The following is a 10,714-nucleotide window of genomic DNA, read 5'->3' on the forward strand; positions in this document are numbered from 1 at the left end:
TTAGATCACCTCTACCTTTCCTCCTCCAGCGAGAATTTTCTCCTCAGCTGATTTGCTGATTTTGTGCGCTTTAATGGTGAATGCCTTCTCAACTTCTCCGTTTCCAAGGATTTTCAACCCATCATTTAATTTTCGGACGAATCCGTATTCAAGCAATAGTTCCGGGGTAATCACTGTATTGGCATCAAATGCATTCAGCTCTCCCACATTGACAATTGCATAGGTTTTTTTGAATCGAGCGTTTGAGAAACCACGTTTAGGTAAACGACGTGCCAATGGCATTTGTCCACCTTCAAAACCTGGTCGAACACCACCACCGGAACGTGATTTTTGTCCATCCTGTCCACGACCAGCAGTTTTTCCAAGACCAGAACCAGTACCGCGTCCTTTTCTCTTGGGTGCCTTTTTTGAACCTGGGGCTGGACTTAAAGTATGTAACTTCATCTTGACACCTCCTATACTTCTTTTACTTCGAGCATGAAGTCTGTTATATGAATCATGCCACGAATCTGAGGGGTATCATTATGCTTTACGGTCTGGCCAATTTTTTTTAGGCCTAAAGCTTCTATGGTTGCCCGTTGTTTGGGGTTACGACCAATCAAACTTTTCTTTAGTGTAATTTCTAATTGCTTAGCCATAATGATTCCTCCTAATCTAAAATTTCTTCAGGTTTTTTACCACGTTTAGCTGCTACTTCTTCAACTGTAGTCAGTTCTGCAAGGCCTGCCATTGTAGCATTAACCATGTTACGGGCATTGTTTGATCCTAAAGATTTAGTACGAATATCTCTGATACCAGCAAGTTCCAAAACCGCACGGACAGGTCCGCCAGCAATAACACCAGTACCTTTTCCGGCAGGTTTTAATAATACATGGCCTGCACCAGCTTCACCATTGACTAAATGAGGAATAGTTGTTCCAACCATTGGTACTTTAATCAGTGATTTTTTTGCCGAGTCGATACCCTTACGAATCGCATCTGGAATTTCCATTGCTTTTCCTTTACCGACGCCAACATGACCGTTTTCGTCTCCAACAATCACAAGACAGCTGAATCTGAAGTTACGACCACCTTTAACAACCTTAGTTACGCGGTTGATGGCAACGACTTTTTCCTTCAAATCTAATGTACTTGGATCGATTTTTTTGTTTTGCATCAAATGACCTCCTTTACTTAGAATTTCAGGCCGGCTTCACGAGCGCCGTCAGCCAATTCTTTTACTCTACCATGATATACATAACCACCTCGATCAAATACAACTGCTTCGATGCCTTTTTCAAGAGCACGTTTAGCAATCGCCTGACCTACGGCTTTAGCTGCTGCTTTATCTCCACCTTTTGACAATTGACCTTTAAGATCAGAGTCATTGGAAGAAGCAGAAACCAATGTGATACCTTTAGTATCATCTATAATTTGAGCATAAATATTTTTATTACTTCTAAAAACGTTTAAGCGTGGTCTCATTTCAGTTCCGGAAACTTTGTTTCGGACCCGATAGTGACGTGCGATACGAATTTTATTTTTAATGGGTTTCTTAATCATCGAGTTTTACTCCCTTCATCATCTTTGACGGGCTAGCAGGTTATTTACCTGTTTTACCTTCTTTACGTCTTATTACTTCGTCAGAATATCGTACGCCATGACCTTTGTAAGGCTCTGGTGGGCGTTTCGCTCGAATATTGGCTGCATGCGCACCCACTGCTTCTTTACTAATGCCTTTAATGACGACTTTCGTATTGGTTTCTGGAACCGCTTCAACACCTTTTGGATCTTCCATCTCAACCGGATGTGAATACCCTAGATTCATGACTAATTTGGTTCCTTTTTTTTCTGCTCTATATCCTACTCCACTGATTTCCAGGGTTCTTGTAAAGCCAGTGCTGACACCAGTAACCATGTTTTGAATTAAAGCCCGGGTTAAACCATGAAGCGATTTATGCAGCTTACTTTCAGATGGTCGGGTCACAACGACTTCGCTCTCTTGAACATCGATGATGACATCAGGATGAAAAGTTCTAACGAGTTGTCCTAATGGACCTTTGACAGTCAACGTCTGACCGTCTTTTTTTATGTCGACTCCTGGGAGGATTGCAACGGGTGCTTTTCCTACTCTTGACATCTTTTTACCTCCTGTCTTAATTTGTTACCAAACGTAACATATCACTTCGCCGCCAACGCCGGCTTTTCTTGCTTTTTTATCTGTCATTACGCCTTTTGATGTAGAAACGATGGCAATGCCAAGGCCGTTTAGTACCTTTGGCACATCGTCTTTACCGGCATATACTCGTAAACCTGGTTTGGAGATTCTTTTAATGCCTGCAACGACACGACTTTTGTTTTCTCCGTATTTAAGTGCAATTTTTATGACACCTTGCTTTTCATCGGCAATGTAATCAACTTTATTAATGTAACCTTCTTCTAAAAGAATTTGAGCAATTGCTTTCTTTTCTTTTGAAGCAGGCATCTCAACTGTTTTATGACCTGCATCATTTGCATTTCTGATGCGTGTTAACATATCCGCAATAGGATCAGTCATAACCATACTCGGTACCTCCTTTTCTTTGCCAGTTTGTTTTTACCAGCTTGCTTTTCTTACGCCAGGGATTTCGCCTTTATATGCTAATTCTCTGAAACATATACGACAAATACCAAATTTCTGTAACACAGAATGTGGTCGTCCACAAATTCGGCAACGTGTATATGCCTGAGTTGAATGTTTTGCTTTGCGTTGTTGTTTTTCTTTCATCGCTTTTTTTGCCACTGTACTGTCCTCCTTATGCTCTACTGAATGGAATGCCAAGCAGTCTCAACAGTTCGTGAGCTTCTTCATCTGTATTTGCCGTTGTGACAAACATGATATCCATGCCTCGAACTTGTTCAACCTTGTCATAATCAATTTCAGGGAAAATGAGTTGTTCTTTGATACCAAAAGCATAATTACCACGTCCGTCAAATGATTTGTTGGACAAACCTCTGAAGTCACGTACTCGAGGAAGGGCAACGTTGAATAACTTGTCAGTAAATTCGTACATACGATCACTTCGTAGAGTTACTTTCGCTCCAATGTTCATGCCTTCTCGGACTTTAAAGTTGGCTACTGACTTTTTCGCCTTTGTAATTACTGGTCGTTGACCGGCAATTATTCCAAGGTCAATTACTGCGGCTTCTAAAGCTTTAGAGTTGTCTTTGCAATCTCCTAAACCCATGTTGAGTACAACTTTTTCTAGTTTAGGAACTTCCATGATGTTTTTATATTGAAATTTTTCCATCATTGCTGGAATTACTTCAGTAAGATATTTATCTTTTAATCTGGGCATATTGGTCCTCCTTCCCGAAATTAATTACTAAATGTTTCATTACATTTTTTACAAAATCTGACTTTTTTTCCGTCATTTAAAACTTTTTGTCCGGTTCTGACACCTTTATCACATTTTTCACAATAAAGTAACACATTCGAAGCCTCAAGTGCACCTTCTTGACGGATTATTCCGCCTTGCTGTACTTGTTGAGTCGGTTTCTGGTGCTTCGTTACCATGTTTACATTTTCCACAAGGACTTTTCCATCTTTAGGATAAGACTGAATCACTTTTCCCTTTTTTCCTTTGTCCTTACCGGAAATTACCATTACGATATCATCTTTTTTAATATGCATCTTTCATTTCCTCCTTAAAGTACTTCAGGAGCCAAAGATACGATTTTCATGTATTTCTTGTCCCTTAACTCTCTTGCGACAGGTCCAAAAATACGGGTACCTTTTGGGTTTTTATCATCTTTTATAAGAACCGCTGCATTCTGATCAAATTTGATGTAACTGCCATCATCTCTTCTAATTCCGCTTTTTGTTCTAACGACAACCGCTTTTACAACGTCGCCCTTTTTAACATCGCCACCGGGTGCAGCACTTTTAACAGCACACACGATGATGTCTCCGATATTTGCATATCGTCGACCGGAACCCCCGAGAACTCGGATGCACAGTAATTCCTTTGCACCGGTATTATCTGCTACTTTCAGTCTCGTTTCTTGTTGAATCATCCGAAATACCTCCTTCCGCACATTGACTTATAGTGCTTTTTCTACGATTTCTACTAATCTCCAGCGTTTGTCTTTGCTGAGTGGTCTTGTTTCCATTATTTTAACGGTATCACCGATATTACATTCGTTTTGTTCGTCATGGGCTTTGAACTTTACAGTGTGTTTCACTCGTTTTGAGTAAAGCGGATGTTTTACAAAACTTTCCACAGCAACAACAACGGTTTTATCCATTTTATCACTGGTTACTTTACCGATTCGAGTTTTTCTGTAACCTCTTTCTTCCATAAGCTAAACCTCCTTATCTATTGGTTTATTATGCTTCATCCGACTTCATGGCACGTTCCTGGATAATTGTCTTAATCCGTGCATAAGTCTTCTTAACTTCTTTGATCCGCATTGGGTTTTCCAACTGGCCTGTCGCATGTTGAAATCGAAGGTTGAATAATTCTTCTTTCAGATCACCCAATTTTGCTTCAAGCTCTAGCGTTGTTAATTCTCTTAATTCACTTGGTTTCATGCTTCATCACCCACTTCTTGTGCTTCCTGATCTTTACGAGTGATAAACTTCGTTTTGATTGGCAATTTATGTTGAGCAAGACGCATGGCTTCCCGAGCTACTTCCTCAGAAATTCCAGCGATTTCAAACATGACTCTGCCTGGTTTTACCACTGCAACCCAATACTCTGGAGACCCTTTACCGGAACCCATTCGAGTTTCTGCTGGTTTTTGCGTGACCGGTTTATCAGGGAATATTTTAATCCAAACCTGGCCACCTCTTTTAATATATCTGGTCATCGCAACACGGGCAGCTTCGATCTGATTAGCAGTAATCCATGCTGGCTCCAATGCTTGAATAGCGAAATCTCCGTAGGTAATCTTATTACCACGAAGGGCTTTTCCTTTCATACGACCTCTATGTTGTTTTCTACGTTTTACACGTTTAGGCATTAACATATGCGTTGGCCTCCTCTCTTAGTTTTCTGTCCTGTTAGTAGGAGCTTTTCGGCGCGGTGCACTTTTTTTCGCTTTAGCGTCATCTTCAGCGGTTACCGCTAAAATATCTTCGCGTCCAGTTAAAATTTCGCCCTTATTAACCCAAACCTTGACACCGAGTTTACCATAGGTGGTATCCGCTTCGGCAAAGCCATAGCTAATATCAGCTCGGAGGGTTTGAAGGGGAACTTGACCTTGGGCGTAATGTTCGTTTCGTGCCATTTCAGCTCCGTTTAAACGGCCTGCAACAGCAGTTTTAATTCCCTTGGCGCCTGCTCTCATGGTTCGCTGCATGGTTTGTTTCATTGCTCGTCGGAAGGAAATTCGTCGTTCCAGCTGAGCGGCAATGTTTTCAGCCACTAATTGAGCATCCATATCGACGTTTTTAACTTCAACAATGTTGATAAAAACGGTTTTCTTGGTCATTTTTTCAAGTTCAAGACGTAACGCATCGATACCTGCACCGCCACGACCAATAATCATCCCTGGTTTTGCTGTATAGATATGAATCTTTACCTTGTTACCAAAACGTTCGATGACAATTTTAGAAATGCCCGCCTGGTATTGGTTTACTTTTATATATTTACGAATATCGTAATCTTCTATTAAACAATCAGCAAAATCCTTGTTGTTAGCAAACCATTTTGCATTCCAGTCCTTAATAACGCCAACTCTTAATCCGTGAGGATTGACTTTTTGACCCATCTATGCCCTCCTTACTCTTTTTCTTTTAATACGGCTGTAATATGAGACGATCGTTTTCTGATAATTGTTGCTCGTCCCTGTGCACCCGCTCTGAATCGTTTTAATGTCGGACCCTGATTGGCATAAATCTGATCGATATATAAGTTCTCAGGGTTCATGTTGAAATTATTTTCAGCATTTGCTAAAGCAGATTTTACAACTTTGTCAATTATTTTAGCTGCTTTATTTGGTGTTAATGCTAGAATACTTAATGCTTCTCCAAGACTTTTGCCTCGAATTAAATCAGCCACTAATTTAGCCTTTCTGGATGAAACACGTACATATTTAGCTGTCGCTCTTGCTTCCATTCGTATACCTCCTTCTGGCTATCTTAATTTAGATTTCTTTTCCCCAGCATGACCTCTAAAGGTTCTGGTTGGCGCAAACTCTCCAAGTTTGTGTCCGACCATATCTTCAGTAACATAAACTGGAACATGTTTTCTGCCATCATGAACGGCGATGGTGTGTCCTACCATTTGTGGGAAAAGTGTCGAGCTTCTCGACCAGGTCTTTAGCACATTCTTTTCACCTTTATCATTCATTGCTTCAATGCGTTTAAGTAACTTTTCGTCACAAAAAGGTCCTTTTTTTAATGATCTACCCATTATTCAACCTCCTCTCGGTTCGTTATCTTATGGTTTTTAGCTTATTTTTTATTTCGTGATCTTACGATATATTTATCGGAAGGTTTGTTTTTCTTACGTGTCTTGTAACCAAGGGTTGGTTTACCCCAAGGCGTAACTGGGCCAGAACGTCCAATTGGAGCACGTCCTTCACCACCACCGTGTGGATGGTCACATGGATTCATTACTGAACCACGAACCGTTGGGCGGATGCCCATATGACGTTTACGACCAGCTTTACCAATACGGACATGCTGATGATCCAAATTTCCAACCTGACCAATGGTTGCTCGACATTCAATTCTCACGAGTCTCATTTCACCGGAAGGCAATCGCAGTGTTGCGTAATTTCCTTCTTTAGCCATCAGCTGAGCGCTGGCGCCGGCGGAACGAACCATTTGAGCACCTTTACCATTTTTTAGTTCGACACAGTGAACCGTTGTACCAACAGGAATGTTTTGAAGTGGCAAACAGTTACCAATGGTAATATCTGATTCTGGTCCAGAGAAAATAACATCGCCGACCTTTAACTTAAGTGGTGCAATAATATAACGTTTTTCACCATCTGCATAGTGAACCAGTGCTATATTTGAACTTCGGTTTGGATCATATTCAATTCCGGCAATTTTTCCCGGAATGTTATCTTTATTTCTTTTGAAGTCAATAATTCTGTATTTTCTTTTTGCTCCACCACCATGATGTCTAACGGTAATACGGCCATATGCGTTACGACCGGCATGTTTTTTAAGGGGCTTTAATAAAGCCTTTTCGGGTTCATGCTTGGTGATTTCCTCGAATGTATTGACGCTCATATTTCGACGTCCCGGGGACGTTGGTTTATACTTTCTAATACCCATTAATCGCTACCTCCTTTTTTTGTATGCTTCTCGGGTTGTAGTCTCGTTTGTTCGCTTATACGCCTTCGAAGAATTGGATACCCTTACTTCCAGGTGTTAATTTCACGATTGCTTTTTTCCAATCTGATCGTCGACCAACGAAACGTCCGGTTCTTTTGAGTTTGCCTTTCATATTCATAGTGCTCACTTTTTCAACTTCAACACCAAATATGACTTCAACGGCATTTTTAATTTCAATTTTATTCGCTCTTTTATCCACTTTAAAGGTGAATTTTTTTTCTTCGGCATCGGCCATACTACGTTCGGTAATAACTGGCTTGATAATAATATCGCGAGGATTTTTCATTATGCGTATACCTCCTCAATTTTTTGTAATGCTTCCTGAGTCATGATCAACACGTCATATTTCAACATATCATATACGTTTAATTCACTGACCGTCGTTGTTGCAACCTTTGGAATATTGTTTGCGGAACGGATAATTGCTTCGTTGTTTTCTGGAAGTACAATCAAGGCTTTTTGAGCATTGATATTGTTCAGCACAGCAATCATTTCTTTGGTTTTTGGAGCATCCATCACCAATTGATTTAAGACCCGCAGTTCATTTTCCTGAGCCTTTGCTGAAAATACCGACTTCATCGCTAAAGCTTTAACTTTTTTGTTAACCTTTTTGCTATAGTCTCTTGATTTTGGTGCAAAGATCACACCGCCGCCCTTCCACAATGGAGATCGGATGGTACCGGCACGAGCCCGGCCTGTTCCTTTTTGTCTCCAGGGTTTACGACCACCGCCACGGACTTCGGATCGAGTCAAGGCGGAACGTGTTCCCTGTCGTCTATTTGCAAGCAGTGCAACCACTACTTCATGTACTACGTGTTCGTTGGGTTCGATTCCGAAGATTCCTTCGCTTAATTCGACATCACCAACAACATTTCCTTTTACATCTAAAACGTCAATTTTAGGCATTTGATTTCCTCCTTTCAGGCTTGATTTTTTTATGCTTTAACGCTGCTTTTAATTGTAACAAGTGCTCCTCTAATGCCTGGTACCGCGCCCTTGATTAAGAGCACATTGTTTTCTGCATCGACTTTAACAACTTCCAAATTAACCGCAGTTACATTTTTGTTTCCCATTTGGCCAGGAAGTTTCTTGCCTTTGAATACTCTTGAAGGCGAAGAAGATGCTCCCATGGAACCTGGTCGACGGTGATATTTGGAACCATGAGCCATTGGTCCTCGGGATTGGTTATGTCGTTTAATAACCCCCTGGAACCCCTTACCCTTTGATGTTCCCGAAATGTCAACGCGATCACCAGCTTCAAACAGCTCAGCCTGAATTAATTGACCAGTTTCATAACTTGCATAATCATCAAGTTTGAATTCCCGGATTACTTTTTTATACTCGACACTATTTTTGTCATAGTGACCTTTTAGCGGTTTGGTCATGCGTCGTTCTTTAACTTCGCCAAATGCTAATTGCAGTGCTTCATACCCATCTGTTTCGATGGTTTTCTTTTGAAGCACAACGCAAGGTCCTGCTTCTACCACGGTAACTGGAATAACCGTTCCGTTGTCTGTAAAAATCTGGGTCATCCCAATTTTTCGTCCGATAATTGCTTTTTTCATTATTTCCTCCTAAATATCATTGGATTGCTGTGCAATCATAATACCAATGGGGTCTATAGTTTGATTTCTATATCAACGCCTGCTGGTAAGTTCAATCGCATTAATGCGTCTACGGTTTTTGGTGTTGGGTTTAAAATGTCAATTAACCGTTTGTGTGTGCGCATTTCAAATTGCTCTCTGGAATCCTTATACTTGTGCACTGCTCGAAGAATCGTAATGATTTCTTTGTCTGTTGGCAGTGGCACTGGACCAGATACGCTCGCACCTGTTCTCTTTGCTGTTTCAACAATTCGTTCAGCGGATTGATCGAGTAACTTGTGATCAAACGCTTTTAATCTGATTCTAATCTTTTGTTTTGCCATACCTAAATTTTACCTCCTTATCAATTTTTACTCGTCATTTAGGTACTCCAACCACTCGTCAACCCATCCGGGTGTTTCATCATTATTTTTTTTAGCAAAATGACGGATCATTTTGCCGAAAATACTTGATTTTGAGTGGTTGTCGTCCGATTCAAAGATCGTGACATACTCCATGGGAAAAACCTGTCTAAGGCGACAGCAACCTCTCACTTCATCGCAGAGTGTCAACCTTTCACATTATACAAGAAAAAAACGCCCTTGGCAAGCGTTTTTTTAAATTTAACAATGATTTTATTTTTTTCTTACTTCAATATTTCGTCCGGCGGTGTGTCCAGAAAGTAAATCCCTGTTCCCTGAAGACCCAGATGGGCTGCCAGAACACATCCAATCGGAACAGGCTCGATATGCTTAACACCCATCAGGCGAAGCGCCGCTTCATAATCTTCGACCGGCTTCATCGACCCGGTATAGGCAATGCCAACGTTTTGATCCAGATATCCCACAATATTTTCTGCCGTCTTATCAATAATCGTCTTTTGGGCTTTTTTTGTTCCTCGAGACTTACCAATAATTTTTAGTTCGCCATCTTCCACCGATACGATCGGATGAATTTTTAAGAAACCACCGACGACTGCTGTACCCTTGGATACCCGACCACCCATGTACAGCCAGTTGAGATCTTCAATACTAAAATAAAAATGAGCATGAGGAATGAACTTCACTGCTGCATCAGCCAGATAATTCAGATCTTTTTCCTGGTCAATCAGTTTTAGCAGTTCCACTGCGATCAAACCAATGCTGCCGCCGCTGTGGAGACTGTCAACGATTCGGCACTTGAAATCGGGGTATTTTTCCTTCACCTCTTTTAAAATCAGACCAGCCGTTTCATAGCTCCCTGATAGTTTTGAGGTAAACGCAAGATAGAGGCACTCGATATTGTTTTTGGCACAGTTTTCAAAGTATTCCATGAAGTCCCCCGGATTGACCTGAGACGTGGTCGGAACAATTCCTTGTTTCATAAACTTGTTCATGCCGTCCAGATCAATTTCCCGTTTATCCCGGTAGACCACCCCTTCAATAATAACATTCAGCGAAACCATATCCAGACTGGGATGATTCACAAAGTCTTTTGGTAGATCGCACATACTATCAACTAAGAGTCTAATCATTTCTCACTTCTTTCTAAATTGCAGCCAGCAATTTTTTACTAATCGATCTAAAATCAGCAATTTCTCTAAGTTACTATTTTACCACTATCTTTAAACTTTAACAATACGCAAGTAAAAAAACCGCCCTCGCAAGGACGGTTTGACTTTTTAAAATCAGACTCAGCTTCAGTCCGCCAGCATTTTAGCTACAACACCAGAACCAACGGTACGACCGCCTTCACGAATCGCGAAACGTAAACCTTCTTCGATGGCGATTGGGGTAATCAGGGTGATTTCCATTTGCACGTTATCCCCTGGCATAACCAT

The 10,714-nt window shown here is 41.0% G+C and carries 22 protein-coding genes and 1 pseudogene; all 23 read right to left on the reverse strand.

Annotation, left to right across the window (positions count from 1 at the left end):
* Window positions 1-444 (reverse strand): 50S ribosomal protein L15, encoded by a 444-nt coding sequence (rplO, locus tag U2P91_RS10140; RefSeq protein WP_111887942.1) that lies wholly within the window; start codon window positions 442-444, stop codon window positions 1-3.
* 11 nt (window positions 445-455) lie between these two features.
* Window positions 456-638, reverse strand: a complete 183-nt coding sequence (gene rpmD, locus U2P91_RS10145) for a 50S ribosomal protein L30 (RefSeq protein WP_111887943.1) — start codon at window positions 636-638, stop codon at window positions 456-458.
* An 11-nt stretch (window positions 639-649) separates the two neighbouring features.
* Complete coding sequence (gene rpsE / locus U2P91_RS10150) at window positions 650-1,156, reverse strand: 30S ribosomal protein S5 (protein WP_111887944.1); 507 nt, start codon at window positions 1,154-1,156, stop codon at window positions 650-652.
* Between the two features lie 17 nt (window positions 1,157-1,173).
* A complete protein-coding gene (gene rplR / locus U2P91_RS10155) occupies window positions 1,174-1,542 on the reverse strand; it encodes a 50S ribosomal protein L18 (protein WP_111887945.1) in 369 nt (122 codons plus the stop codon).
* A gap of 40 nt (window positions 1,543-1,582) precedes the next feature.
* The gene (gene rplF / locus U2P91_RS10160; RefSeq protein ID WP_111887946.1) at window positions 1,583-2,119 is read right to left on the reverse strand and encodes a 50S ribosomal protein L6; all 537 of its coding nucleotides are present in this window, start codon (window positions 2,117-2,119) and stop codon (window positions 1,583-1,585) included.
* 24 nt (window positions 2,120-2,143) lie between these two features.
* On the reverse strand, window positions 2,144-2,542 hold the full coding sequence (gene rpsH / locus U2P91_RS10165) for a 30S ribosomal protein S8 (RefSeq protein ID WP_111887947.1): 399 nt from the start codon (window positions 2,540-2,542) through the stop codon (window positions 2,144-2,146).
* A gap of 33 nt (window positions 2,543-2,575) precedes the next feature.
* The gene (locus U2P91_RS10170) at window positions 2,576-2,761 is read right to left on the reverse strand and encodes a type Z 30S ribosomal protein S14 (RefSeq protein ID WP_111887948.1); all 186 of its coding nucleotides are present in this window, start codon (window positions 2,759-2,761) and stop codon (window positions 2,576-2,578) included.
* Between the two features lie 13 nt (window positions 2,762-2,774).
* Entirely contained in the window at window positions 2,775-3,317 is a 543-nt protein-coding gene (rplE, locus tag U2P91_RS10175) for a 50S ribosomal protein L5 (RefSeq protein ID WP_026393625.1), read from the reverse strand.
* Between the two features lie 20 nt (window positions 3,318-3,337).
* Window positions 3,338-3,652 carry a 50S ribosomal protein L24 gene (gene rplX, locus U2P91_RS10180; protein ID WP_111887949.1) on the reverse strand — a complete coding sequence of 105 codons (315 nt, stop codon included), beginning with the start codon at window positions 3,650-3,652 and terminating at the stop codon, window positions 3,338-3,340.
* Between the two features lie 14 nt (window positions 3,653-3,666).
* Window positions 3,667-4,035 (reverse strand): 50S ribosomal protein L14, encoded by a 369-nt coding sequence (gene rplN, locus U2P91_RS10185; protein ID WP_026393627.1) that lies wholly within the window; start codon window positions 4,033-4,035, stop codon window positions 3,667-3,669.
* Between the two features lie 27 nt (window positions 4,036-4,062).
* Window positions 4,063-4,320: a 30S ribosomal protein S17 gene (gene rpsQ / locus U2P91_RS10190; protein ID WP_111887950.1), complete on the reverse strand. Its 258-nt coding sequence runs from the start codon at window positions 4,318-4,320 to the stop codon at window positions 4,063-4,065.
* A 28-nt stretch (window positions 4,321-4,348) separates the two neighbouring features.
* Window positions 4,349-4,552 (reverse strand): 50S ribosomal protein L29, encoded by a 204-nt coding sequence (gene rpmC, locus U2P91_RS10195; RefSeq protein ID WP_111887951.1) that lies wholly within the window; start codon window positions 4,550-4,552, stop codon window positions 4,349-4,351.
* Window positions 4,549-4,989, reverse strand: a complete 441-nt coding sequence (rplP, locus tag U2P91_RS10200; protein WP_204355497.1) for a 50S ribosomal protein L16 — start codon at window positions 4,987-4,989, stop codon at window positions 4,549-4,551. Before rplP ends, rpmC begins: the two co-directional genes overlap by 4 nt.
* Before the next feature lie 18 nt (window positions 4,990-5,007).
* Window positions 5,008-5,733 (reverse strand): 30S ribosomal protein S3, encoded by a 726-nt coding sequence (rpsC, locus tag U2P91_RS10205; RefSeq protein ID WP_070369935.1) that lies wholly within the window; start codon window positions 5,731-5,733, stop codon window positions 5,008-5,010.
* A gap of 11 nt (window positions 5,734-5,744) precedes the next feature.
* The gene (rplV, locus tag U2P91_RS10210) at window positions 5,745-6,080 is read right to left on the reverse strand and encodes a 50S ribosomal protein L22 (protein WP_026393632.1); all 336 of its coding nucleotides are present in this window, start codon (window positions 6,078-6,080) and stop codon (window positions 5,745-5,747) included.
* 18 nt (window positions 6,081-6,098) lie between these two features.
* A complete protein-coding gene (gene rpsS / locus U2P91_RS10215; RefSeq protein WP_111887952.1) occupies window positions 6,099-6,377 on the reverse strand; it encodes a 30S ribosomal protein S19 in 279 nt (92 codons plus the stop codon).
* Between the two features lie 41 nt (window positions 6,378-6,418).
* Window positions 6,419-7,252, reverse strand: coding sequence for a 50S ribosomal protein L2 (gene rplB / locus U2P91_RS10220; protein ID WP_111887953.1), 834 nt, complete (start codon window positions 7,250-7,252; stop codon window positions 6,419-6,421).
* A gap of 55 nt (window positions 7,253-7,307) precedes the next feature.
* Window positions 7,308-7,598: a 50S ribosomal protein L23 gene (rplW, locus tag U2P91_RS10225; protein WP_111887954.1), complete on the reverse strand. Its 291-nt coding sequence runs from the start codon at window positions 7,596-7,598 to the stop codon at window positions 7,308-7,310.
* Window positions 7,598-8,218 (reverse strand): 50S ribosomal protein L4, encoded by a 621-nt coding sequence (gene rplD, locus U2P91_RS10230; RefSeq protein WP_111887955.1) that lies wholly within the window; start codon window positions 8,216-8,218, stop codon window positions 7,598-7,600. The genes rplW and rplD overlap by 1 nt, the downstream gene beginning before the upstream one ends.
* A gap of 29 nt (window positions 8,219-8,247) precedes the next feature.
* A complete protein-coding gene (gene rplC / locus U2P91_RS10235) occupies window positions 8,248-8,877 on the reverse strand; it encodes a 50S ribosomal protein L3 (RefSeq protein WP_111887956.1) in 630 nt (209 codons plus the stop codon).
* 53 nt (window positions 8,878-8,930) lie between these two features.
* Complete coding sequence (rpsJ, locus tag U2P91_RS10240; protein ID WP_014357213.1) at window positions 8,931-9,239, reverse strand: 30S ribosomal protein S10; 309 nt, start codon at window positions 9,237-9,239, stop codon at window positions 8,931-8,933.
* Window positions 9,240-9,541: 302 nt separating this feature from the next.
* Window positions 9,542-10,408 carry a DegV family protein gene (locus tag U2P91_RS10245; protein WP_111887957.1) on the reverse strand — a complete coding sequence of 289 codons (867 nt, stop codon included), beginning with the start codon at window positions 10,406-10,408 and terminating at the stop codon, window positions 9,542-9,544.
* A 165-nt stretch (window positions 10,409-10,573) separates the two neighbouring features.
* A pseudogene (gene tuf, locus U2P91_RS10250) lies at window positions 10,574-10,714 on the reverse strand (elongation factor Tu); the annotation flags it as partial.

Origin of the sequence: Acetobacterium sp. K1/6 (assembly GCF_034438075.1) — a bacterium.
Taxonomy (GTDB): Bacteria; Bacillota; Clostridia; order Eubacteriales; family Eubacteriaceae; genus Acetobacterium; species Acetobacterium carbinolicum.